The sequence below is a fragment of the Pseudoalteromonas sp. NCIMB 1079 genome, assembly GCF_040567695.1.
Taxonomy (GTDB): Bacteria; Pseudomonadota; Gammaproteobacteria; order Enterobacterales; family Alteromonadaceae; genus Pseudoalteromonas; species Pseudoalteromonas distincta.
Genome location: NZ_JBEWZA010000001.1, coordinates 510,203 through 534,855, shown reverse-complemented (window position 1 = coordinate 534,855; position 24,653 = coordinate 510,203). Strand labels below are relative to the sequence as shown.

Annotated in this window: 28 protein-coding genes; 10 read left to right on the top strand and 18 right to left on the bottom strand. The window is 39.6% G+C overall.

Features of this window, described 5'->3' with window-relative positions:
• Positions 1-10: 10 nt before the first annotated feature.
• Complete coding sequence (locus tag ABX891_RS02460; RefSeq protein WP_502936041.1) at positions 11-1,339, top strand: IS4 family transposase; 1,329 nt, start codon at positions 11-13, stop codon at positions 1,337-1,339.
• Positions 1,340-1,386: 47 nt separating this feature from the next.
• Here the strand turns inward: ABX891_RS02460 and ABX891_RS02455 are convergent, their stop codons facing one another.
• From ABX891_RS02455 to ABX891_RS02435, 5 genes are read right to left on the bottom strand one after another with little or no spacing between them, the layout of a single operon-like run.
• Entirely contained in the window at positions 1,387-2,004 is a 618-nt protein-coding gene (locus ABX891_RS02455; RefSeq protein ID WP_354628837.1) for an SCO family protein, read from the bottom strand.
• Positions 2,001-2,930 (bottom strand): heme o synthase, encoded by a 930-nt coding sequence (cyoE, locus tag ABX891_RS02450; protein ID WP_024606467.1) that lies wholly within the window; start codon positions 2,928-2,930, stop codon positions 2,001-2,003. Before cyoE ends, ABX891_RS02455 begins: the two co-directional genes overlap by 4 nt.
• Positions 2,931-2,942: 12 nt before the next feature.
• Entirely contained in the window at positions 2,943-3,932 is a 990-nt protein-coding gene (locus tag ABX891_RS02445; protein WP_007584952.1) for a COX15/CtaA family protein, read from the bottom strand.
• A 28-nt stretch (positions 3,933-3,960) separates the two neighbouring features.
• Complete coding sequence (locus tag ABX891_RS02440; protein ID WP_024606466.1) at positions 3,961-4,455, bottom strand: hypothetical protein; 495 nt, start codon at positions 4,453-4,455, stop codon at positions 3,961-3,963.
• Positions 4,445-5,185, bottom strand: coding sequence for an SURF1 family protein (locus ABX891_RS02435; RefSeq protein ID WP_354628836.1), 741 nt, complete (start codon positions 5,183-5,185; stop codon positions 4,445-4,447). The genes ABX891_RS02440 and ABX891_RS02435 overlap by 11 nt, the downstream gene beginning before the upstream one ends.
• A gap of 14 nt (positions 5,186-5,199) precedes the next feature.
• Between ABX891_RS02435 and ABX891_RS02430 the strand changes: the two genes are divergently transcribed.
• Positions 5,200-5,508, top strand: a complete 309-nt coding sequence (locus tag ABX891_RS02430; protein WP_354628835.1) for a DUF2909 family protein — start codon at positions 5,200-5,202, stop codon at positions 5,506-5,508.
• On the opposite strand, the gene ABX891_RS02425 is transcribed toward ABX891_RS02430, so the two are convergent.
• The 5 genes from ABX891_RS02425 to lexA all read right to left on the bottom strand — a co-directional run bounded on the left by ABX891_RS02425 (position 5,411) and on the right by lexA (position 10,687).
• Positions 5,411-6,286, bottom strand: a complete 876-nt coding sequence (locus ABX891_RS02425) for a cytochrome c oxidase subunit 3 (protein WP_354628834.1) — start codon at positions 6,284-6,286, stop codon at positions 5,411-5,413. The two genes, ABX891_RS02430 and ABX891_RS02425, sit on opposite strands and share 98 nt — an antisense overlap.
• A gap of 35 nt (positions 6,287-6,321) precedes the next feature.
• The gene (locus ABX891_RS02420; protein ID WP_002959612.1) at positions 6,322-6,852 is read right to left on the bottom strand and encodes a cytochrome c oxidase assembly protein; all 531 of its coding nucleotides are present in this window, start codon (positions 6,850-6,852) and stop codon (positions 6,322-6,324) included.
• Positions 6,852-8,444: a cytochrome c oxidase subunit I gene (ctaD, locus tag ABX891_RS02415; RefSeq protein WP_002959615.1), complete on the bottom strand. Its 1,593-nt coding sequence runs from the start codon at positions 8,442-8,444 to the stop codon at positions 6,852-6,854. Before ctaD ends, ABX891_RS02420 begins: the two co-directional genes overlap by 1 nt.
• Positions 8,444-9,586 (bottom strand): cytochrome c oxidase subunit II, encoded by a 1,143-nt coding sequence (gene coxB / locus ABX891_RS02410; protein ID WP_039489140.1) that lies wholly within the window; start codon positions 9,584-9,586, stop codon positions 8,444-8,446. Before coxB ends, ctaD begins: the two co-directional genes overlap by 1 nt.
• A gap of 483 nt (positions 9,587-10,069) precedes the next feature.
• A complete protein-coding gene (gene lexA / locus ABX891_RS02405) occupies positions 10,070-10,687 on the bottom strand; it encodes a transcriptional repressor LexA (protein ID WP_024595093.1) in 618 nt (205 codons plus the stop codon).
• 167 nt (positions 10,688-10,854) lie between these two features.
• Here lexA and ABX891_RS02400 point away from each other — a divergent pair, with 167 nt between their 5' ends.
• Entirely contained in the window at positions 10,855-11,295 is a 441-nt protein-coding gene (locus tag ABX891_RS02400; protein WP_149603343.1) for a PaaI family thioesterase, read from the top strand.
• On the opposite strand, the gene ABX891_RS02395 is transcribed toward ABX891_RS02400, so the two are convergent.
• Complete coding sequence (locus ABX891_RS02395; protein WP_024595094.1) at positions 11,296-11,676, bottom strand: hypothetical protein; 381 nt, start codon at positions 11,674-11,676, stop codon at positions 11,296-11,298.
• A 313-nt stretch (positions 11,677-11,989) separates the two neighbouring features.
• On the opposite strand from ABX891_RS02395, the gene ABX891_RS02390 reads away from it, so the two are divergent.
• Complete coding sequence (locus ABX891_RS02390) at positions 11,990-12,715, top strand: hypothetical protein (RefSeq protein WP_182738407.1); 726 nt, start codon at positions 11,990-11,992, stop codon at positions 12,713-12,715.
• A 62-nt stretch (positions 12,716-12,777) separates the two neighbouring features.
• On the opposite strand, the gene ABX891_RS02385 is transcribed toward ABX891_RS02390, so the two are convergent.
• Both ABX891_RS02385 and ABX891_RS02380 read right to left on the bottom strand, forming a co-directional pair.
• A complete protein-coding gene (locus tag ABX891_RS02385) occupies positions 12,778-13,098 on the bottom strand; it encodes a chaperone modulator CbpM (RefSeq protein ID WP_165744775.1) in 321 nt (106 codons plus the stop codon).
• Positions 13,098-14,066: a DnaJ C-terminal domain-containing protein gene (locus ABX891_RS02380; protein ID WP_309167793.1), complete on the bottom strand. Its 969-nt coding sequence runs from the start codon at positions 14,064-14,066 to the stop codon at positions 13,098-13,100. The genes ABX891_RS02385 and ABX891_RS02380 overlap by 1 nt, the downstream gene beginning before the upstream one ends.
• A gap of 231 nt (positions 14,067-14,297) precedes the next feature.
• Here ABX891_RS02380 and ABX891_RS02375 point away from each other — a divergent pair, with 231 nt between their 5' ends.
• The 3 genes from ABX891_RS02375 (at position 14,298) to ABX891_RS02365 (ending at position 17,029) form a co-directional block, all read left to right on the top strand.
• Complete coding sequence (locus ABX891_RS02375; protein ID WP_309167794.1) at positions 14,298-14,951, top strand: endonuclease; 654 nt, start codon at positions 14,298-14,300, stop codon at positions 14,949-14,951.
• A gap of 99 nt (positions 14,952-15,050) precedes the next feature.
• Complete coding sequence (locus ABX891_RS02370; RefSeq protein WP_354628833.1) at positions 15,051-16,658, top strand: S41 family peptidase; 1,608 nt, start codon at positions 15,051-15,053, stop codon at positions 16,656-16,658.
• A complete protein-coding gene (locus tag ABX891_RS02365; RefSeq protein WP_138489796.1) occupies positions 16,658-17,029 on the top strand; it encodes a hypothetical protein in 372 nt (123 codons plus the stop codon). The genes ABX891_RS02370 and ABX891_RS02365 overlap by 1 nt, the downstream gene beginning before the upstream one ends.
• A 69-nt stretch (positions 17,030-17,098) precedes the next feature.
• On the opposite strand, the gene hmpA is transcribed toward ABX891_RS02365, so the two are convergent.
• Positions 17,099-18,280 (bottom strand): NO-inducible flavohemoprotein, encoded by a 1,182-nt coding sequence (gene hmpA / locus ABX891_RS02360; RefSeq protein WP_354628832.1) that lies wholly within the window; start codon positions 18,278-18,280, stop codon positions 17,099-17,101.
• A 20-nt stretch (positions 18,281-18,300) separates the two neighbouring features.
• The gene (locus tag ABX891_RS02355) at positions 18,301-19,533 is read right to left on the bottom strand and encodes an NnrS family protein (RefSeq protein WP_354628831.1); all 1,233 of its coding nucleotides are present in this window, start codon (positions 19,531-19,533) and stop codon (positions 18,301-18,303) included.
• A 279-nt stretch (positions 19,534-19,812) separates the two neighbouring features.
• On the opposite strand from ABX891_RS02355, the gene norR reads away from it, so the two are divergent.
• Positions 19,813-21,369, top strand: coding sequence for a nitric oxide reductase transcriptional regulator NorR (gene norR, locus ABX891_RS02350; RefSeq protein WP_354628830.1), 1,557 nt, complete (start codon positions 19,813-19,815; stop codon positions 21,367-21,369).
• Between the two features lie 21 nt (positions 21,370-21,390).
• On the opposite strand, the gene ABX891_RS02345 is transcribed toward norR, so the two are convergent.
• Positions 21,391-22,290 carry a LysR family transcriptional regulator gene (locus tag ABX891_RS02345; RefSeq protein ID WP_024605005.1) on the bottom strand — a complete coding sequence of 300 codons (900 nt, stop codon included), beginning with the start codon at positions 22,288-22,290 and terminating at the stop codon, positions 21,391-21,393.
• Between the two features lie 119 nt (positions 22,291-22,409).
• On the opposite strand from ABX891_RS02345, the gene ABX891_RS02340 reads away from it, so the two are divergent.
• On the top strand, positions 22,410-22,976 hold the full coding sequence (locus ABX891_RS02340; RefSeq protein ID WP_354628829.1) for an NADPH-dependent FMN reductase: 567 nt from the start codon (positions 22,410-22,412) through the stop codon (positions 22,974-22,976).
• A gap of 17 nt (positions 22,977-22,993) precedes the next feature.
• Here the strand turns inward: ABX891_RS02340 and ABX891_RS02335 are convergent, their stop codons facing one another.
• Positions 22,994-23,434, bottom strand: a complete 441-nt coding sequence (locus ABX891_RS02335; protein WP_002959645.1) for a tellurite resistance TerB family protein — start codon at positions 23,432-23,434, stop codon at positions 22,994-22,996.
• A 99-nt stretch (positions 23,435-23,533) separates the two neighbouring features.
• Between ABX891_RS02335 and ABX891_RS02330 the strand changes: the two genes are divergently transcribed.
• Positions 23,534-23,914 carry a hypothetical protein gene (locus ABX891_RS02330; RefSeq protein ID WP_002959647.1) on the top strand — a complete coding sequence of 127 codons (381 nt, stop codon included), beginning with the start codon at positions 23,534-23,536 and terminating at the stop codon, positions 23,912-23,914.
• Between the two features lie 2 nt (positions 23,915-23,916).
• Here the strand turns inward: ABX891_RS02330 and ABX891_RS02325 are convergent, their stop codons facing one another.
• Positions 23,917-24,510 (bottom strand): hypothetical protein, encoded by a 594-nt coding sequence (locus tag ABX891_RS02325; RefSeq protein ID WP_309167799.1) that lies wholly within the window; start codon positions 24,508-24,510, stop codon positions 23,917-23,919.
• Between the last annotated feature and the right edge of the window lie 143 nt (positions 24,511-24,653).

Below are 24,653 nucleotides of genomic sequence, written 5' to 3'. Positions count from 1 at the left end.
GATTTTTTTTGTGAATATAGAACAAGCACTGCAAGCAACACTTGAAGAAAGCAGCCGATACCATACCTTTGAAAAATTATCAGAAATTCTTGACCCTGAAATCATTGAACAAGGTTTTCAACAAGCAGGGATTGCAACCGTTCGTAAGCGAAGGTTACCGCTTGAGGCCGTTTTGTGGTCAGTTATTGGCATGGCATTGTTTCGAAAAGAATCGGTTTGGAATATCGCTAATAAGCTAGATATCATGTTACCTGGCAAGAACCCACTCGTTGCTCCAAGTGCGATGGTACAGGCGAGACAAAGGTTAGGTGATGATTCCGTTAAACACGTTTTCAATAAATCTGCTCAATCAATGTATAAGCAACAGTCATTCGAAACATGGAATGGTTTGAACCTATTAGCTGTTGACGGTGTTGTGTGGCGAACAGCCGACACGCCTGATAACCGTAAAGCCTTCTCTTCAGGTAGCAACCAATACGGTGATACAGCCTTTCCTCAAATACGCATGGTCTGTCATATGGAATTGACCAGCCATCAACTGCTCAGTAGCGAGTTTGATAACTATAAAACCAACGAGATGAAATTAGCTGAGCGTTTAATTGAACGTACACCAGATAATTCACTGACTATGTTTGATAAAGGATATTATTCTTTAGGCCTGTTAAATCGTTGGCACCAAACTGGGAAGATGAGGCACTGGCTGATACCAGCAAGGCCCGACTTACAGTATGAAATCATCTCCAGCGCGGGTAAAAATGACCATATCATTGAATTGAAAACAACAAAGCATGCACAAAAAAACTTTCCCGATGTTCCTGAAACGATTAAAGCGAGATTAATCAGTAAAACAATAAAGGGCAAAAGCTACCGTATATTAACCTCGATGACGGATAGATTACGTTATCCAGGTAATGAAATTGTTGAATTATATTGTCATCGTTGGGAGATAGAACTTGGGTTTAGAGAAATCAAACAAACCATGCTTGATAGCGCATACCATTTAAGAAGTAAGCGTCCAGACATGGTGCGTCAGGAGCTATGGGCCGTGTTACTCGCCTATAATTTAATACGAAGAATAATGACGATGGCGGCGACAGTCACAGGGATATGGCCTAACCAGCTTAGTTTCTCTAGCAGTTCGATGGCTGTCATTCAGTATTTCTCGTCAGTATCTATAATGAGCCCAGGGAACATTCCAATACACTGGCAGCACTTACTCGATACACTGGTCTTATTTAAGCTTCCAGCTAGACGAGAGGATAGAAGATATCCCCGATGGGTTAAGCCAAAACCATCTAAGTATCCCCATAAAAAGAAAGATGCCAGTCAGCTTAACTGACTGGCATTAAGCCTAAAGCTCCTTTCAAATTGGTAAAAAGTAAAAAACTAGTTTTTGTAGTAATCGGCTATTTTTTTAAACTCTTGCGTTAAAGTCGTCGCATTAATTAATGGCACGCTACCTTGTTTAAATTCTGGTTTAAAAATAGCTCTAACGGCTCCATTTTGATCAACCATAGCGACCGAAGCACTATGATCAACTGCATATTCTGATTCACTACTATCGCTAATCGCGTAAATTAAACCAAGCTCTCTAACAACAGGAAAAAGGTGTTTATGTTCCCCTGATACAGCTAAAAAGTCAGGATTAAAGTAATCTATATATTGCTTTCGTTTAGCTGGTGTATCGCGTTTTGGATCAACCGATAAAAACCAAATTTGCAGCGGATAATCTGCTTGTAAGTTTTTATAAACAGCATTTAACTTAGCAAGTGTTAATGGACAAATATCTGGACAGCTTGTATAGCCTAAAAATACTAAATTCCACTGTCCTAAAAATTGTTGCTTAGTCACTAATTCGCCGCGCTGATCGTTTAGCGTAAAATCAGACAGTGGCTTTGCATTTTCGTAAACTAATGCATCTACATCTGGCGGACTATTTTCGTTTGAACATGCTGATAAAAACAAAACTAAAACAACAATTAATCCAAGCCATAACTGCTTCATAAAGGGAGCCATTTATCTATAAATAAGATTACAAAGAGTACCATTAAATGAATAATCGAAAAACGAAATAAGTCCATTGCAGTCTCATCATTTCCAGCAATTTTTAATTTGACGGCTTTATATATAAACACAGCATTTAATACACACGCACCTATTAAATATATTAATCCAGACATACCAATTAAATAAGGTAATACGCAAACTACAGCGAGTAAAACAGAGTAAGCAACAACGCAGGTTTTACAAAAATCGATACCATGGGTTACTGGTAACATAGGAATTTTAGCGCGTTCATAATCACTTTTTCGTGCTATAGCCAGCGCCCAAAAGTGTGGCGGAGTCCAGGTAAATATTATCATTACAAGTAACCAAGGGGCTGCTGCCATTTGGTTTGTTTCTGACACCCAACCTAATAATGGAGGCATTGCGCCAGCCAACCCACCTATAACAATATTTTGCGGTGTAGCACGCTTTAAAAATGATGTATAAACAAATGCATAACCTACCAATGCAAATAACGTTAATATAGCGGTTAAGGTATTAGCCCACACCATCAGCATAATAAAACCCGCAACCCCAATAACAGCTGCAAAACTAAGCGCATGTGTTTTACTTAAACGCCCTTTAGCCACAGGGCGATGACGAGTCCTTGCCATTTTTGAGTCTATCTCACTATCAACCACATGATTAATAACCGCTGCAGCAGCAGAAAGTAGCCCTATACCTAACAAGCTAATAAACTGTACAGCCATACCTCGCCCTACATCAGGAGCCAGCGCTAAACCAACCCAAGCTGTTAGTACCAGCATGGCTACCACTTTAAATTTACTAATTGCTAAGTAGTCTTGCAGCAAATTATGAGTACGCGAAATTAGCGATTGAGCATTAACGGGTAGCAGTATTTTTTTATCAATTATAAGTGCCATTATATTTCCCCTTTATGTGCGTGATTTTAGGTAATAACACAACCTAACCATGCTTAATAATAGTATGGCAGCCATCAAGTTATGCGCCAATGCAACTCCCAACGGAATATGCCAATGTACTAAAATAAGCCCTAAGCTAATTTGGCAAAGCAGAACAAGTAATACACTCACCACGCAATTTTTAATTTTTTTAGAGTACGCTTGGCTGTATATTTTCCACATAATTAGCGCCAGAACGATGCAAGTAACCAGTGCCCAAATGCGGTGTAATAAATGAATAGACATACGCGCTTGCTGCGATAACACACCAAACTCATAATTACTGTGCTCAAGTGGTAATTGAAATACGCTACTCAATGAAAACGGTTGTGCGTAATTACACAATGGCAAACCACTACAATGAGGAGCGGCGTAATTTGCAGCCAGCCAACCACCTAGTGCAATTTGGATAATCAATACACTGAGCGCTACTAAACTTAAACCAAAATAGCGTTTTGCGCCGCTATCGCCACCCATAATAGGTTTTGCGGTTAGCCGTAAATATAAAAGCGTTATAAGTGACAAAATACTAAAGCCACCTAATAAGTGGCCCATTACAATAAGCGGCTGAAGGTTCATGGTTACTGTCCACATACCAAGGGCAGCCTGAAATACCACGAGTAGAAGTAAAGCCAAAGGCAATTTAACTGGCGTAGTTGGATATTGGCGTTTTAAAAAAGCCAACACAAATAAACCTAAAATAAGTAAGCCTAAAGCACCTGCAAAGTAGCGATGAATCATTTCTTTCCACGCTTTTGCGGTTTCGAACATCATATCGGGGTAGCTTTGAGTTGCTAAGGCTATGTCAGCCTCATGCTTAGGTACCGTTAAAAAGCCATAACAACCAGGCCAATCGGGGCACCCTAATCCTGCATCACTTAAGCGGGTGTACGCACCTAAAGCAACTACAATCAAAGCGAGTAATCCTGTTATTAATACTAAGTTTTTATAATTTTTATACATCAGATACTCCAACTTAAGCTCAACTTAGTTAGCTAGAACGAGAATAGTTAAGTAATTTTTTTAGATCTTTTAATAACCCTTTTTGTACTAAACGGTTTTCTTGTGGCTGGACCTTAAAGGGATATTCAAGTACCACTAACCCCATATGATCAATTAAATATAAACTTGCAGGATTTAAACTCTGTTGCTCGGTAATAATTTTCCATGGTAGATTTTTATTGTCGGGACTTCCCATTACAGCCATATCAACCTTGCCTTGGTTTTTACCAAGTGCCACATATAAGTTATTAAGTGCATTGAGTTGTTCGCTGCATGGGGTGTTACATTCGTTTGAATAATTAAGTGCGATAGTCCATTGTTTGGGATTATTTTTCGGCCAATTTTTAAGTTTTATTTCTTGGCTTAAAAACTCGCCATTATTAGTAATTGCAGTAGGCAACCAATCAAACTTTAATGCGCCATATGCCAAAATTAATGGGATAGCGCAGCAACCTACAAACAACAAAAGGGGATTATTTTTCATTATGTGTCCTTTTTTTACTCGCAAAAATAGCCACAACAACACATGCAACAGCAATTAAAAACCATTGCACAGCGTAGGCATTATGCTTTTGAGGGCTCATAACAACGGCCTCATAATGAGGTGTTGCAATCTCATCACCAGTACCTTGTCTGTAAGCCATAAAATTAATTAATGATTGCTGGCTTTGAGTGCTCAGCATATTCAAGTCTATAGATTGGATTCTTGTAGGTAAGTCGTTATTTGTAGTTTTATCTTCAAGCGTAAAGCTACCTAGGTTATTTTCTTTTATTTGCGCTTTAAGAATAAAAACACCTGTAGGCAGAGCAACCTTTGGCAGGGTATCTCTAGATATAGGCGCTTTTACCCATCCTAAATTAACTAAAATCACTTTTTCTTCGGTGTCTGGCTTTAGTAAAGCAAGTAAGTCGTACCCTACTTGTCCGTTATAAACTTGATTATCTAAAAGCCAATATTGGTTTTGTACAAACCGCCCTTTTAACTCAACCAATACACCAGTTTTGTTCCAGCTATCAGGCAAGTTAAGTAATTGAGACCAGCTCATCACACCACGAGTCTGTTGCTTAGCTATGGCGGTTAGTTGTTGCTGCTTTTGCTCACCTCGCTCCAACTGCCAAAACCCTAATCGCACACACACAAGTACAACAACCACAACCATACAAAGTGTGATTAGTGAGCTAAGCTTTTGTTTGTGCCGTAAAACTAACTGCATAAAGGGTCAACTCAGTGATTATTAAAATTATTATCGTACTGTTGTTAATATTTATACTTTTTAACTTATTTAGAGCATTGTTTATTATGGTGTCAGGGAAAACAGGGGGACGATCTATGTCTCACTTTTTAGGTCGTCGCGTATTGTTTTCGGTCGTTGTTTTAGTTGTTGTTATTGCAGCGCTTAAACTTGGTTTTATTAAAGCAAATAATTCGCCAATAAACGCTACAGCACATATACAAATACAAACAAACACAGCCACACCACATCAACAAAGTGCCAATACCAAGCAGCTGCTTGAAAAGCAAAGTGCTTATCTTTAGTAAAGTGCCCTTTTAATATCCGTAAAAATATTACAAATAAAAGTACGGTTCCTAGCGTTACATGCATGCCATGAAAACCAGTCAATAAAAAGAACGTATTACCGTAAATACCCGCATCTAGCGTTAGATTAAGGTCATTATATGCATGCATGTACTCCTCAACTTGCAGCCCTAAAAAGCAAACACCCAATAAAATAGTAGCGCCTAAAAAAACCTTAAGTGGAGTACGTTTATTGTTTTCCATCGCTACGTCGGCAAAATGTAAAGTAACTGAGGAAATAAGCAGTATTAAGGTATTTATAAGTGGTAAGCCTTGCCAGCCCATAGCCTGAGTAGTTTCGCCAGCAGGTGTTGAAACTAGCGGCCAAACAGCTTCAAAAGTTGGCCATAAAACCTCGTTAGTCATTGCATTATTGCCTGCACCTCCAAGCCAAGGTACCGACAATACCCGTGCATAAAAAAGCGCACCAAAAAAGGCCATAAAAAACATAACTTCAGAAAAAATAAACCAGCTCATACCTTGTCTAAAAGAGCGATCCATTTGTGCTGAGTACAAACCTTTATCCGATTCACTAATTACATTTTTAAACCAGCTAAACAACATATACACAAGCACAGCAATACCGGCATAAAGCAGATAAACCCCGCTACCACCTTCTTTACCTACACTCATAACAGTCAAGCCTGCCCCTACTGCAATAAAAAACAATGCAACAGCACCTACAATAGGCCACGGGCTTTGCTCAGGTACGTAATAATGCTCATATTCTTGATTCATTTTATTTACTCCTAGTTTCACACTAGTTTAAAAAGCTAGTTATTACTTGCCACCAGCTGTTCACTAATATCAAATACGGTATAAGATAAAGTTAATTCTTCAATGTCGCTTGGCAATGCGGTATCAACATAAAAAAGTAATTTAAATTCAAGCTCTTCCCCTGCTTTTAGAGGTTGCTGATCAAAGCAAAAACAGGCTATTTTATGTAAATACTTTGCCGCTTTACCTGGTGAGACTGATGGTACAGCCTGCATTACTTTATCTAGGTTGCTGTTATTTTTTGCACTAAACATTACTTCACGCATTGCACCGGGTTTTACCACTACACTGTATTCTTTTGATTTAACTTCAAACGGTGCACCACTTTGTGCGTGAGTAGTAAAGCTAACGCCGACTTCTCGGTTTTGTACTATTTGTGTACTTTGCTCTGCTTGCTCAAGCGAAGGCTTTCCATTAAGCCCTGTTACATCACAAAACACGTCATACAAAGGTACTAAGGCAAAGGCAAAGGCAAACATGCCTATGCAAATAAGTACCAAACGTTTGAGTAGCGGTGCGTGTGTCATTACTTAATAACCGGCGGCGTAGAAAAAGTATGATATGGCGCTGGAGAGTCAACTTCCCACTCAAGGCCTTCTGCCCCTTCCCATACTTTTGCAGGCACTTTATCACCGCCACGCGCGCATTTAATTACCACAGCTACAAACAACAATTGCGATAAACCAAAGGCAAACCCACCAATACTTATGATTGCGTTAAAGTCGGCAAATTGAAGAGCATAATCGGGAATTCGACGCGGCATACCGGCAAGCCCTACAAAATGCATAGGAAAAAACAGTACGTTCACGCTCACCAGCGATAGCCAAAAATGCCATTTAGCCAATGTGATATTAAACATATTGCCCGTCCACTTAGGCAGCCAATAATAAGCACCTGCCATTATCGAAAATACAGCCCCTGTTACTAATACATAATGAAAGTGCGCCACTACAAAATAAGTATCGTGATATTGAAAATCAGCAGGTGTAATTGCCAGCATCAATCCCGAAAAACCACCTAAGGTAAACAGCACAATAAACGCAATACTAAAAAGCATTGGCACTTCAAAAGTTATTGAGCCTTTCCACATTGTGGCAACCCAATTAAATACTTTTACTCCTGTAGGTACCGATATAAGCATGGTCGCGTACATAAAAAACAACTCGCCAGCTACCGGCATCCCAGTAGTAAACATATGATGAGCCCATACAATAAAGCTCAATAGTGCTATGGAGGATGTGGCGTATACCATTGAGGCATAGCCAAAAAGTTTTTTACGAGAAAAGGTAGGTACTATTGTAGATATAATGCCAAAGGCAGGAAGAATCATTATGTATACTTCGGGATGACCAAAAAACCAAAAAATGTGTTGGAACATCACCGGGTCGCCACCGCCTGCGGCATCAAAAAAGCTGGTCGCAAAATACTTATCGGTAAGTACCATAGTGACAGCCCCTGCAAGCACTGGCATTACCGCTATTAATAAAAAGGCAGTAATTAACCACGTCCATACAAATAAGGGCAACTTCATCCATGTCATGCCGGGGGCACGTAAGTTCACTATGGTTACAATCACATTGATTGCGCCCATTATTGAGCTAATCCCCATAATATGTACGGCAAATACAAACAATGCAGTATTATCATTACTGTATGTTGTGGACAGTGGTGCATAAAAAGTCCAACCAAATGCAGGACCCCCACCAGGCATAAATAACGATGCCAATAGGATTAAAAACGCAAACGGTAAAATCCAAAAGCTCCAGTTATTCATTCTTGGCAATGCCATATCTGGCGCGCCAATCATGAGTGGTATCATCCAGTTAGCAAGGCCTGTAAAGGCGGGCATAACCGCACCAAACACCATAATTAAACCATGCACTGTGGTCATTTGATTAAAAAAGTGAGGGTCGACCAACTGTAAACCTGGTTGAAATAATTCAGCCCTGATCACCATGGCCATTGCGCCACCAATTAAGAACATGGTCAGCGAAAAAATTAAATATAAACTACCTATATCTTTATGATTAGTTGTGTAAAGCCAGCGTTTAAAACCTTTAGCTGGGTGATGAGCATGATGAGCTTCATTGGCGTTAGGTTGTTCTACTATGCTACTCATTAGTTCGCCTCCACTTTGGCATCAAGTGCTGTCTGTATTTGACTCGGTTGAATAACATCACCCGTATCATTACCCCACGCATTACGTTTATAAGTAATAACCGCAGCTAATTGCTTTATAGATAACTGCTTGGCAAAAGCTTGCATTGCCGTACCGGGTCGTCCATGGATAACTACATCAATGTGATCTTTTATATCGCCAAGCACTATCGGGCTGCCTTTAAGTGCAGGAAATACGCCCGGTAACCCCATGCCAGTAGGTTGATGACATGCAGCACAATTAGCCATATATACTTGTTCGCCTAAAGTCATTAATTCTTCTTTTGGGAGGGTTTTATCAAGTAATGCGGCATCTGCTAATGCTGCTTTTTGTTTAGCCTGCTTTGCATCTGCAAGCCATGTTTTAAAATCAGCCTCAGATTTAGCGACCACCACAACGGGCATAAAGCCATGGTCTTTACCACACAACTCAGCACATTGGCCTCGGTAAGTACCTTCTTCGTTTATGTTCGTCCATGTTTCGTTTATAAAGCCGGGGTTAGCATCTTTTTTAACTGCAAAATCAGGTACCCACCAAGAGTGAATAACATCGTCAGAAGTCATTAAAAATCGTACTTTTTGATTTATTGGCAGTACAAGAGGCTTATCAACCTCAAGTAAGTAGTTAGGATTTTTATCTGCAAGATTCGCGATTTCATCTTGCGGGGTAGATAAAATAGAGTAGAACTCTACATCTTCACCCATATATTCATAATGCCATTTCCATTGCGAACCCGTAATTTTAATAGTGAGATCAGCTTTGCTGGCATCTTCCATTGCAATTAGGGTTTTAGTGGCTGGTACTGCCATAGCAATTAAAATAACAAACGGAATTGCAGTCCAAAGTATTTCTACTTTAGTGCTTTCGTGAAATTGGGCAGGTACAGCCCCTTTAGATTTACGGTGATGAATAAGTGCCCAAAACATAATTGCGAACACTATCACCCCAATCACACAACATATTATAAATATGGTCATGTGCAGCTGATATACATTATTGCTTATATCGGTTACGCCTTTGCGCATATTGTATTGGCTGTTAGCCAAAACTGGGTGCGAAAAAACACATAATATAAGCCACAAGGTAGAGGTCAGTTTACCCATGTGACGGCTCCTTTGATGCTATTGCGAATGCAAAGCGAAGAGGCATACGGCTTAAACGCCAATTCGTTATTTTTATTTTTTTAGCCAATCTTATTTAATATTGATTGGTTTTGCTGCGCCAACAACGAGTTTGTGTATATTGTGTGTTCTCAAAACTAAAAAGCTGTGAGTTATTATTAGCTCAGCACATTAACAACTAGCTAAAAAACGAACAACAAGCAAGTTTTAGTATAAAAAACAATCAGGTGATATTGAATAATTAATAAAAAATCGGTAATCAACTGGGCAACAGAAAGTTCAAAATATGAGCAAAACAAAGGGGTTTAACGCATTCGGAGGGGGAAAATATAAGTGCAAAAAAGTTTACAGCTTAAATAGTCAGTGGGCTGTTTACGCCCTATTTTTAGTACAAATTTTAAAACAAAAATGCGTACTAGTTAGTACGCATTTATAAAACTGCTTGTTTAAAAGCTATTTTTAAAGTCACATCCAATCAGCGTTTCTTATAACGCCAACGGCTAAGCCTTCAATATTAAAAGACTCATTCTCAAGATCTACTTCAATAGAGTCAAAATCGTCGTTTTCAGCATGAAGTAATACTTTACGACCCGCTTTCTCAAGACGTTTTACAGTTACGTCTTCGTCTAGGCGGGCAACAACAACTTGTCCGTTTTCAGCGGTTTGAGTACGATGTACAGCAAGTAAATCACCATCCATAATGCCAATATCTTTCATGCTCATACCGTTAACGCGTAGTAAAAAATCTGCAGCCGGTTTAAACATTAATGGATCGATTTTGCAGTGACTTTCAACGTGCTCTTGCGCCAAAATAGGTGAACCAGCAGCAACACGCCCTATAAGCGGTAAACCTAATTGTTCTGGCTCTTCTTCTTCAATTAATTGAATACCACGGCTTGCACCTGGTTTCATTTTAATTGCGCCTTTTTTAGCAAGTGCTTTTAAATGTTCTTCAGCAGCATTGGCACTTTTAAAACCTAATGTTTGCGCTATTTCAGCACGTGTAGGAGGCATACCAGTGTCTTTAATAAAAACTTTAATTAGTTCGAGTATTTGAGCTTGGCGGTTCGTTAATGGTCGCATACAACTGGTTTTCCATACAGTACATTTAACTGTGAGTATATACAGTTAAATAAAAATCGCAAATTTAAATTAAGCCTTAAAATAGCTAAAGTAATTTCACTTGTGTACATTTTAGGGATATAACTAAAGCTAAGTTTATAAATGATTAAAAATGCAAAGGAGACATTATGAGTATTTGGTACCAGCCCATCACCTTAGAGCTGTGCAAGCAGTTAGAACAAGGCATTAATGGCCAAGGAACATTAATGAAAACTATGGGGATAGAAGTCACAGAAATTGGCGATGATTATTTGGTTGCCACAATGCCGGCAATTCCTGAGCATCATAACCCAATGGGGATGGTTCACGGCGGAGCTAACGTTGTACTTGCCGAAACAGTTGCCAGCTATGCCGCTAACTTTGTTGTCGATTTTACTAAATTTTACTGTGTAGGGCAGGAAATTAGCGCAAGTCATTTAAAAGCATCTCGCAACGGCACTTTAACAGCAACGGCAAGAGCGTTTCATATTGGCAAACGTAGTTCAGTATGGGAAATAAAAATTACAAATAGCCGCAATGAGCTGTGCTGCGTATCAAAAATGACCGCAGCAGTCGTAGAGCGAAGATAGTTACTTTTCGATTGGGTAAATGGTAATTTCCATACCCGCACCAATCGCAGATATACGCAATAATGTATCTGCGTCTAAGGCTTGATTAAAGCACTTAGGAGAAGTCCCTGATTCAAAACCAATATCAAACGTTCTACGTGAACAGCTTAACCATTGCTTTAGCGCGTTACGCGAACACGATTCAATAAGCTCACATATATGGTTTATGGCTTTATCAGGTGTGCTCACCTCACCTGTAGCTTCAATACGCGCTAGTTGACGGTATTCGTCTTTGTCATAATGTAAAATCGTCGCGACTTTTTTCAAGTCCGCCACTAGCAAACTAATATCTTGCTTTGATTCAAGCTCAAGATCTACATTTAAAAATTGAATTTCCGACATCGTTTCGTATTTATCCTCTAATAATTTCATTGCAAACTTTAACGCAGTTTTACCGTTATACCAAATCAACTATGCTCTATTAACCACTTTATATGGATATTTCGCAGCTTTTAAGTATTTTTTAGCATTTAAAGCTAGCTGGATATCAAATATTCAGCTCAATTAAACAGATAAGTCATGTTAGGAATTTAAGTGTAATCTTTTTTATTTTTAAATGATTACAGTAAGCTATAGTTTAAACTGCGACAAAATGTCGCAGTAACTTATCCTATTAATGTAATAAACTAGCCTCTAAAAATAATAAGACTAAAACATGAATAAAAAAATATTTAAACATGCTCGCAAGTTACATAAATGGTTAGGTTATTTATTAGCACTACAAATTTTAGCATGGTTACTAGGTGGTTTAATTATGAGTGCAATCCCTCTTGATAAAGTTCATGGGGAGCATCTTGCAACACGTACTCTTAATAACCCATTTACGCAGGCTGATTATGTTGCCTCCCTTGACGATATTGCCTCTCAGGTGGTTAATCCAACACAAATAATTTTTGAGAACTTCTTAACTACACCACTTATTACTGTCTTTAGTAATAACGAGCAGCAAAGCTTCAATGGCATAACAGGCCGACCATTTGAACCGCCAACTAAAATACAAATTACCGCAAATGCTAAAGCACACTTACTTATTGACGCTCAAGTAACAAGCGCTGTACTACTAAAGCTAGGTACGCGGGAAGTCGGATATAAAACCAATGTTTGGCAGGTCCAATTTGACGACACCTTTAACACAACACTGTACTTGTCAGAAAATAACGGCAAAGTTGTCACCGTTCGCAGCACGCTATGGCGAATATTCGACTTTTTTTGGATGTTACATATTATGGATTACGATGAGCGAGAGAATTTTAATAATCCACTACTTATTAGCTTTTCAGCAACTAGCGTACTTTTTTGTTTAAGTGGAATATTATTACTTATACAAAATATACGACTAAAACGATTTATCCGAATTAAAAATAAGAATAAATCAAAGTAGTCATATTGGTTTTTGAGAGCTAGCGCCCACTTATCAAAGAGTAAATAAGCCTAGGGCTTATTTTATTCCAAGTGCTTAAATCGACTCAAATGTCGCTTTAACATTTCGTTTTCGAAAATCAACTCATCACGCTCATCCAGCAATTGTAAAACTAAAGCTATTGCCGACCAATCTAACGAAAAGTCATGTTGGATACGGGCCGCTTTTTTAACTAAGGTCACTGCAGATACCGTAAATAGCCACTGCGTAACATGCTTCCCCTCAATTGGAACCGCAATATTATGCTCAACTAACTCATATAAAATTGCTTCGCTAATATCACTGCTCAAACATAGCTCTTTGCTAGTAAGTAAATCGTCTTTTTGTGTCACGATAATTTGCATTATGGCTTGCTCCAGTTATTACGGGGATCAAAGTGAGCTTTTTTGGCTAATTCTTCCCACAGTTTTTTACTGGTATCATCAACAGATGTTGGATTAACAATTTTAAGCACAGCAAATAAGTCACCTTTAGCTTTTTTACTCATTAATCCCTTACCTTTAATACGCAAGCGTTGACCAGACTGACTATTAGAAGGAATAGTTAATTGGATTTTTCCTGTCAACGTAGGTAAATTTAGCTTTGTACCAAGAGCCGCTTCCCATGGTGCAAGAGGGACAATTATATTTAGGTTATGACCCTCAACATCAAATAATGGGTGAGGCACTAAACTAATTTGTAAATACAAGTCGCCATTTTGCCCATTCGCTGACCCTAATCCGCCTTGCCCTTTTAGTCGAATTCGCTCGCCATTTACTGAACCTGCGGGAATTTTCACTTTTAGTGATTTTTTAATTTCAGTGACACGGCCACTGCTGTCTCGCTGCGGTAACATAAACTCAACAGGCTTCACGGTATCAACTAAAGTCTCTTCAAGAAAAATTGGGAACTCTATTTCCACATCTTGTCCTTTTTGCGCGCGAGCGGCGTTACTTCTGCTCTGCCCGGAACGATTGAATCCACCGGCGCCGCCAAACATTGAATTAACAAAATCAGAAAACTCTTGATCGGTTTGAGGATCGCTTTGCTGATAATTACTTTGCGATGAGGCATTGTTACCACCATAATTACCTTGCTGTTGACGAGCACGATTTTGTTGGTGACGACGTAACTCGTCGTATTTTACACGTTCTTCTTTGTTATGAATGACTTCGTAAGCTTCTGCTATTTCTTTAAACTTATCTTCTGCTTGAGGCTCTTTGCTTACATCTGGGTGATATTTTCTGGCTAACTTTTTATAAGCTACTTTAACCGCTTTATCATCTGCATCAGGCGATATTCCAAGCACTGCATAATAATCAACAAATTTCATTTGCAATCCAAATCCTCATATTGAGTAAGCTTTAAGCATACTCCTTAACGGGTAACCTTGTGTGGTTAAAATACGATAAATAGTGAGAAATAAATGAATAGTGAAAATAACTTTGAGTAAAAAATTAATCAGGCACTTTTTAGTAATATAAGCGTTGGCCTTAAGTTAACTTTATCTTTTATCTTCAAGGCTTTAAACTGCCCATTCCTGTAGTTCACATTTGTGATGGATATGACTCGATTTATTCTGGCCTTATTGGCTTGTTGTGTGTGCGTTTCGGTATCTGCCGAACAATTTACCCGTTTTTCAACGGCTAAAAGACATTTAATTAAAACCCTACCTGACAACGCCAAGAGCATTTACTGCGGCTGTGATATTAAAAAAGAAGGCAAAAAACTCGTTCCTGATCCGTCTAACTGTGGTTACATTCCTCGAAATACCCTTACCCGCTCAGGCAAAGTAAATGTGCGAGCACTACGCATTGAGTGGGAGCACATTGTTCCGGCGTGGGAATTTGGTCACCAGCTACAATGCTGGCAAGATGGCGGGCGTAAAAACTGCCGTAAAGTAAGTGCTAAATTTAGAAAAATGGAAGCTGATATAAATAACTTAGCGCCAGCTATTGGCGAAATTAATGCCGATCGCTCTAATTATCGTTTTGGTATGCTTAGCGAAAACGCAACGCAATATGGCCGTTGCGAAGTAAAAGTAAACTTTAAGCAACGTGTAGTTGAACCGCCTGTTTATGCACGAAAACGTATAGCTGACACCTACGCTTACATGCAAAAAACATACGGTTTAAAAATCTCTGATAAACAGCAAAAGTTATTTAATGCATGGCAAAAGCAAGCATTCGCAGATACAAGTAGTGTGAGCAAGCTCTAAGCTTTAACTCTCATTTACATAAATCAAAGTTATAAATGTTGAATAAACGAGCGAGTGTTGTAATATTTTAAACAACTTATTTACAAAAAGCCCTTACCTATGTTTAAAAATAATAAAACCTCGCTTGCCATTTTCACTGCATTTGCGGGCTTTGCTTTGACCGGTTGTGGCGGCGGCGGTAGCGGTATCGACTCAGCCCCTGTAGTTACAACACCTGTAAGTAGCAGTCCAACATGGACTGCGGGTGTATTTGAACCCTCTAACGATTTAAAAAACTTTTGCGAAACCCCGCGTACGGGTAACGATCCCTTTAATAACAACGAGCCTTACCCAGATCAAGCAGGTTCTGCCCTTTACGAAAAACTCTGGCTTCGCTCTTGGAGCGACGAAACCTACCTTTGGTATGATGAGATTGCCGATAACGATCCTGAAAGCTTTGCCACAGTAGCCGATTATTTTGCCCAATTAAAAACAGAGCAGCTTACCGACTCAGGGGCAAAAAAAGATAACTTTCATTTTTCAGAACCTACTGAAGATTACTTTCAAGAAGCGCAATCGGGCGTTACTTCTGGTTACGGTATAAATTGGGCGTTCATTGGCGATACAGCCGACCGTATTTTACGCGTCGCTTATCTTGAAGATAATTCACCTGCAAGCCAAATAGGCTTTCAACGTGGTGATACTGTACTTTCAGTTGACGGTGTTAGCATTAATACCAATACACAGTCGGGTGTAGATACGCTTAACGAAGGCTTATTTAGCCCAACTAATGGCGACTCACATACTATTGTTGTGCGCAGTAACGATGGCGCCGAAAAAACATTTAATGTAACCGCTGGCAATATTGAACAAACACCGGTTCAAAATGTTAAAACGATTACAACCGCAAATGGTTTAAGCGTGGGTTACATGCAATTTAATAGCCATATAAGCATTGCCCAAGAAGGGCTTATTGATGCGGTAAATAAGTTTAAAACCGATGGTATTGATGAGCTTGTAATCGACTTTAGATATAACGGTGGTGGTTTATTAGCACTGTCGGCACAATTGGCTTATATGGTTGCCGGTAATGCCAACGTTAACAACCGCTTTTATTATCAAACTCAACAAAACGATAAACAACCCGTTGATTCACCTTTTCCATTTATTGATGAAGAAATAGATTACTCTACTTTTTTTAGCACAGGTGAAAACCTACCTGATTTAAACCTATCAAAGGTTTATGTATTAAGCACATCAGGCACCTGTTCGGCATCAGAAGCTTTTATTAATGGTTTAAAAGGTATAGACGCAGAAGTTATTTTAATTGGCGACACAACCTGCGGTAAGCCCTATGGCTTTACCCCAACTCATAACTGCGCAACAACCTATTACACTATTCAATTTAGTGGGGTAAATAGCAAAGGATTTGGCGAATACGCTGCGGGTTTTACACCAACCCCTACGCCACAATTTGATGCTGATGTTCAAGGTTGTGAAATTGAGGACGACTTTGATCATCAGTTAGGCGACAGTGACGAGGCCGTTTTAGCCACCGCATTATTTCATGTTGAAAATGGCAGTTGCCCAATTAGAACGGCTGCTGCAAAAGCAGAGCCAGCTAATTTTTCAAGCTCTCGTGAATCTCTCATTCCTTTAAATATACCGGTACAATTTACCCAGCGTAATATGGACTTAACTTGGCCAACACTGAGTGAGGAAAGGTAATGGCTAAATTATTACTCCCATTAGCTACCTTATTCGCTTTGGGAGGATGCCAAAGTGTAAATAGTGAGCCCGCTAAACCCGCTATATTAACGAGCGTTAATCCTAGCGTTATTACAACACTACAACAGGCAATTCAACAAGCTAAGGGAGGCGCATTAGTAACACTTTCCGATTCCGTATTTACTAAACGTAGCGAACTGCTAATTGATCATGCAATGAGTAAAGGGTCTGATGGCAGAGTAATTATGGGCGCGCATAATATAAAATCTGAAAAGTTTATTTTGCAGCTACGTAATAACCAATGCGAGCTTTACTATCCTAAAAAAGAGCTTACTACAGTACTTGAAGGTGTGACCTGTAAAGAGTTATAAGGCACTTTAAAGTTTATAAAAAAGGCGTGCAGCACATCGCTGTACGCCTTTTTCTATTTTAAAGCGTTACTACAAGTCTTGATGCGGACCAAACACTTCATAATGAATCTGCTCGTTTTTAACACCTAGTTCAAGTAACTGGTTTTTTATAAATGCCATAAAACCGGCAGGACCACATAAGTAAAAGTCGCCATTACTCAATGGTAGCTGTGCTTGTACTGCATTTAGGTTCATTAACCCAGTAAAGTCAGCGCCCTCTGTCGCTTGGTTAAACCACGTTATTGTTTTCAAGCGGTTATTCTGCGCTGTTAGATCATATAAATATTTTGAAAACGAATGTTGCTGAGTATTTTCGCAAGCATGTAAATACATAATCTCTTGATTAGAGTTGTCACTTAATAGCGTTTCAAGTATAGCCAGCATTGGCGTTTGCCCAACACCTGCTGAAATGAGTACCGCTGGGTTTGTGTTATTGCGTAAAAAGAAGTCTCCTGCTGGCGGGTATAACTCAACAATAGTGCCTTGCTCTAATGAGTGTAGATAATTAGACACCATGCCAGGCTTTGGCTGTAGCTCTTTTTTAACACTAATACGGTAGTTTTTAGCGTTACTTTTTTGTGAAATAGAATACTGGCGAATTTCTTCATATTCAGCGCCCTCTGGCTTAACTTTAATACCTAAATACTGCCCTGGTTTATGTGTAATAACAGCTTCGCCATCAACTGGCGTAAGTGTAAAACTCGTTACTAGTTCTGATTCGGCCTGTTTGTTGGTTATTTCAAATTGGCGAGTTCCCGCCCAACCACCGTGTTTATTTTTACTGTGCTCATACAAAGCAGCTTCTTCGGTTATACAAATATCAGCAAGTACGCCGTAAGCTTCGCGCCAAGCGTATTCAACATCGGGAGTAAATTGCTCAGGAATAAGCTCTTTTAAAGTACCAATTAAATGCGCACCTACAATAGGGTAATGCTCAGGTAAAATATTCAAGCTTGTATGCTTATGATTAATACGTGTTAGCGCTTCTTTTAATACGGCTAAATTATCAATATTTTGTGCATACGCAGCCAATGCATTAAAAAGTGCAAATTGCTGACGACCTGTATCTTGATTCGCCATATTAAAAATATTTTTAAGCTCAGGATTATGGCTAAATAAACGCTTATAAAAATGATCGGTAACAACTGTACCCGCCTGCGCTAATAACGGAACTGTGTTTTTTACAATCTCAATGGTTTTATCAGATAACATATGTGTTTCCTATGGATGAACTAACCACGACGCCCATCAACACGACGCCGCGTTAATATAGGTGTGCAGTGAATTAAAAATAATGAAAAAGCCACTAACCACAGCAAAGCACTTATTTGCCAAGCAAGGTGAGGCCCAATAATAAAAGGGAGTAATGAACGAGTAATAGCGGCCACAAACAAAAACGCAAAAGCAACAGCCATGTAATGAGGAATAGCGAGTGTCCGCCCTGTATGACCATGTGATACACGCGTCATCATTGCTAAAATCATCATACCTATTGTGCCAATAGTGATTAAGTGCAGCGCATCTTTAAATTGTATTGCACTGCTATAAAAGCTAAATGCAACCATCATTAACCCTACGCCTAACGCTAAGTAGGAAAAATGTAAAGACCATAACAACGGCACTCTCAATACCTTCCTATCCCACCAAAAACCAGCCCTGACCAGGTGAAGCGCAGCAACAGTTGCAACAACTAACGCAGGATTAATCGTGTTCAAAAACAACTTGTTGATGAAAAATAAAGTGATAGCCAAAATAGATAAATACATAACAGCTTTATCTATTTTAGGAGTGCGAACTTGTGCGGTTAAACCTAGACCTTTAGCGGTAAAAAATGGTAAAACGCGACCCGCAACAATGCCAACTAGTAAAGTAATTACCAGTACTGCGGTATCAACCACACCAAGTGCAAGCTGCATGTTTTGTTGTAAAACAAGTATTAAATACAATACATTGAGCCCACAAAGCACAGCTAAAATAGCTAAAAACGGATAGTTACTTTTGCTATTGGCTTTTAATAACATATTAGCCAACGCGGTTATGGCGCCTAGCCACCAAATAACTTGTAATGTAAGTGCAGCATATAAATTAAAATGAGTAATATCTGGCAGTGCTACAAAAAATGCTAAGCGCGCTGCAAGCCATATAAACGTAAGCCACATAAGGGCTTTGCCACTTATGCTCGGCACGCCTGTCCACGTTTGTGCTGCGGTAAGTAAAAAGCCAACAGCTACAACTCCTGCAAAGCCAAACAGCATTTCGTGCGCGTGCCATAATGTCGCAGGTATCGATAAGTGCCAACTTGTATGGCCTGTTAAAATAAGTAGCCAATACCCCACTGACAAAAATGCCAATAAGCCACCACCTAAAAAGAAAGGCCTAAAAGCTAGCATCCATAACGGCCATTGAGATACTTGATGAATAGCAACGCGTGCTGGCATTGGCTCTGTTAAGTTTATAGGGCGCATTATTTTATTTCCTGCCCTACACCATACTGAGCAAAAAAGTATTCAGCGCACGCTAGTGCCTCATGCAGTGAACTAAACTGTGTTTGATTATTTAAATTATTCAGCATTAGTGTGTTCATGGCGATCTCTGTAACTAACTACGTTACTTAGCTATTACACATACTGTGCCAACAAGTTTAATTAATTAAATTCAACAAGTTAAATTAAATCACTTTACAGTGTGAGTCTTTATGACCTACTATAAATTAACTCATAAAAACACAAATAGGTCATTTTGACGTGAACCAGCAATTCAACCTTACACAAGTTGCTCTAGAGCTTGCTCAAAGTACACTACACGAGCATAGCTTTGATCAATTACTAGCAACGGTTGAGCGGGTTATTCCTAGTGATGCAAGTGCGTTATTAGTGCTTCAGGGCGAACAATTAAAACCCCTGGCAATTAAAGGATTAATGCCCGACAGTTTAGGCAGACGATTTAAAATAGTAGAACACCCTCGCCTAGAAGCTATTTGCAAAAGCACACTCGCGCTTCAATTTGCGCACGACTGCCCACTACCCGATCCATACGACGGATTACTATTAGCTAAAACCGGCGACATACCGGTACATGCATGCTTAGGTTTACCTCTTTATGATAAAAACGCGCTACTTGGCGTACTTACGTTCGATAGCCTTAACGCCAATGCATTTAACAGCATAAGTGCTGATACACTCAATACTTTACAAACGCTGTGTAGCGCGCACTTTAAAACGGCCTTAGAACTTGCCCATTACAAACAGCATGCACAGCACTCAAGTGCATTAGTACAAGAACTAAATCGTGAAGCATTAACACGTGACGGCGGTGAAATTATTGGTCAAAGCCCGCTAATGCAAACACTTAAAAACGAAATTAAACTCGTTGCAGCATCTAACTTTAGCGTGCTTATATTAGGTGAAACAGGGGTAGGGAAAGAGCTTGTTGCGCGTAATATTCACTTAAATTCAGCTCGCAAAGATCAACCGCTTATTCACTTAAATTGTGCATCGCTTCCCGAAAGCCTTGCTGAAAGTGAATTTTTTGGTCATGCGAAAGGGGCTTTTACAGGCGCACAAAATTCGCGCCAAGGTAAATTTCAATTAGCTGATGGCGGCACGTTATTTTTAGATGAAATTGGCGAACTGCCCCTGGCCATGCAAAGTAAACTATTACGAGTGCTACAAAGTGGCGAAATACAAACGGTAGGAGAAGACACGCCAAAGTACGTAGATGTACGCGTCGTTGCTGCAACCAACAGAAATTTAAAAGAAGAAGTAGCTCAAGGTCGCTTTAGAGCCGATTTATACCATCGCCTCAGTGTCTACCCTATTACTGTGCCACCACTTAGTAAACGCGAGCACGACATAACACTCTTAGCTGGTTATTTTATTGAGCAAACAGCCCGTAAATTAGGGATAAAACAATTAAAACTAAGCCCCGAAGCGCAAGCATTGCTTAATCAGTACAACTGGCCAGGTAACGTTCGCGAGCTTGAACATGTCATTAGCCGCAGCGCCCTAAAAGCAAAACAAAGCCAATGGCAAAATCCAATAATAACCATTACAAGCGAGCACTGTGATTTAACACCGAGTGCGCTGCAACCCCCTATAGCAGAGAGCCGAAGTACAGCGAACGCCTTAATCAACCAACCTTTAAAACAAGCTGTAGAATCGTTGCAATACAACATAATTACCGAGCAATTAAAACAGCATAACTACAACTGGTCGGCAGCAGCAAGAGTACTTGAATTAGATAGAGCAAACTTAGTACGCTTGGCTAAACGCCTAGGAATAGAAGTAAAAAAAATACTATAATCATTTAAAATACAGCTAAAACTATTGATTAGCAGCTAACTTACTAAAGTGTGTTTTTAACAACCCTGCAAAAGCTTGTACTTTAGCAGTACGATGCACTAAGTGATGCGTGACTAACCATACATCGGTAGGCCAGCTTAACTGACTGTGCAATATAGGCACTAAATCAGGATATTGCGCCGCTACGTCATGTTGTAACCCGCCAATGCCTAGCCCTTTAATGATTGCACGAGTCGCTTCTGCAGTTTCAGATACTCGCAGCTTTATTTGCGATGCAGGAATGTGCTCATCAGCCCATGCAAAATAAGGCACGCGGGCATTAAAACCAGCCACGCCCGATACAAAGTTATGTTGTTGTAAATCAATTAATAATTTAGGCATACCGTATTTATTAATGTAACGTTTATTAGCGTATAAACCCGATGAAAGCTGCGCCAAATGCTGAGCAATATAATCGCCTTCATCAGGTCTTGGGCCTGCACGCACTGCAATATGTGCTTGTCCGTGATCGAGCCTTAGCCTTTTTTGTTCTAAAATAACCTCAAGCTGCACTTGTGGATGTAGCGCCTGAAATTGCTCACATACATCACCAAGGACATCCATGAAGCCACTTACCGTCGTTAGCAACAAACTACCTCTAAGGGTGCTATCGGCCGCTACTATATCGTTATGTAACTGCTCTAAGGAGCTATGGATTGTTTGTGCTGTTGCAAATAACTTGGTGCCAATTTCAGTAACCTTGTAGCCACGAGCATGGCGATGAAAAAGCCGTGCATTTAAGTTTTTTTCAAGATTATTAATTCGCCTAAGCACTGTGCTGTGGTGCACATTAAGCTCCTCGGCCGCTGCTGTTAGCGTGCCTAACCGTGCCACTTCAAACGCAACTTTAACGTCTTGCCAATCTTCAAATTTTATCGCCATGCTGCCTACCTTTTACTTATGTGCATATACGCACACAAGTGTTGCGTTTATTAGGGTTTTCTACAAGTGAAATTTTGCTACATTAGTCATGTAACTTAAAACATTAAAAGGCCACTACCATGTCAGCACCAAAAATTATCGCCCTAGCAGGAAGCCTTCGCCAAGAAAGCTTTAATCAAAAAATTATTAATGAGGCAGCACGCTTTGCTCTACAAACAGGTGCTGAAGTAGAAGTAATAAAACTAAACGAATTAAACATCCCACTATTTAACGAAGATATTGAAGCGCAAGGTACACCAAGCGATGTACAGCTTTTAAAAGATAAGCTACGTAAAGCCGAAGGTATTTTACTAGCAAGCCCAGAGTACAACGGCTCTATTACCGCAGCACTAAAAAATGCGATTGATTGGGCATCGCGCACAGAACAAGGTGCTGTTCCTGCTTTTCGTAATAAAGTGGTTGCTTTGTTTGCAGCATCGCCTGGTGGGCTTGGCGGCTTACGCGGTTTAAATCATGTGCGTGATATATTAAACGGCATTGGATCGTTAGTACTTGCCGATCAACTTGCAGTACCCGCTGTGCACACATTGTTTAATGAAAATGGGCAAATAAATGAACCTGTAACGGCTGAAAAAGTATCAGCCCTCGCTCATCAGTTAGTAAGCGTTGCAAGTAAGTTAAAATAACTTGCACGCACGCCTACTTACTTTGTCGCTGCTATTTTGGCGGCGATAAAGTCGGTATGCGTTACATATAAAAGCCCTGCTACTTTACGTATAACGTAGTCTTCTTGGGGATCTATTTCTCCATCGGCATACGCTAAGCGCCATAATAACTCTATTATTTCTATTCGCTGCGCCGCGCTACAATGCTCATTAATCTGCTTTGAAAACTGAAAGTAATCTATCGAATCATCTAAGCTACTTGCCGCATTATTAGTAAGCTCATTAACCTCAGTGTCTGTTAAATTAAAGTACTTTTTTAAGGTTACAGTCAGGGTTCGTTGTTCATCATGTTCAAGCTTGGTATCTGCGCGCATAACTTCAATTAATAATGCAGCAACCGCTGTTTTTAAATCGTGCTCTTGCATACTTGGCTGCTGTTCATCGAATACAGCAAAAAGTTGTTTTATTTGTTTGAACATCACACTTTCCCTTTTTGGGTGTTAGACTAATACGTAAAGAAATCGACCTTATTACTCTTATTAATGGGTATAAAGTTCGCAAATTAAAGGATACATTTTATGAAAGGAATAAACACACCACGCTTATTTATAGGCGCTACGCTGGTGGCCCTTTCGAGTGCAAATACTGCACTTGCTGAAAAAGCCGAAACCGAGAAGCTCTACGACTTTGATAACAAAGTACATTACTACCAAACACAAATTGGCGAAGACAACTATAAAATAGAAATCCAGTCAGACGATTACAAACACTTTACCAATCAAAGTGTATTTTTGTTACGTCATGCTGACCGTCTATGCCGTGGCAATACCTTTATGTTGAAAGTACTTGAAGGCGTGCAAGAGTACGAACGCTTTCCAACAAAACCACGCGCTTACCAACCAGATTTAAGTGTTTTACTCCAATGCGAAACTAAAGAAAATACAAGTAAGGGTAAGTAACCTTAGTCTTTATAACCCCAAGGTGCTGATGGTGGAGTAATCGGTTTAGTTAAATCAAAATCCACCTTAAACTCACGTCCTTGGCGAATTAATCGATAAGTAAATACTTCTGGGTAAATATACATTTGCCATGTATTACCTACAGACTGCGCAAGACCTTGTTTTACAAATAACTCTTTAGAGTATTGGTCTGCTGGAAACGACTGTATCTGCGCAGACCCTGCATCAAGCGTATGGCCACCATACATAGTTGATGCGTCGTCTGTTCCATCTTTATGACGATGATCGTGCTTTAAACTCAAGCCGCTACCCGTTTTAGTTATGATCCACGTACGTGATGCATCGTCTCCTACATGAAACGGTACTTGTAACTCAGTCTCACTACATTTACGTACATGCATAACCAGTTTTTTATCTGTAAATGAGCTTGGGCCTTTCGCGTTATCTACCGCAACTTCACCTTCAAAAGCTTTACCGCAATGCGCTGCAATACTATTAAAAAAGGCATCATGAGTAGGAATAGACACTAACGGTGCAGGGCGTGCAAAAGCTGTCGATGAAGCAATTATTAAAGTTGCTGCAGTTAATAATTTCATTTGTTTCTCGTTATAATTATTTTAAAACAGCTGTAATAGTACAGTTTTCTTAAGTACTTTATTAGAAGTATCTATATAAAAATGAGAGCGGGACAGCTAGATAAAACTTTAAGTAATGATTAACGACTAAATATCTCTGTACT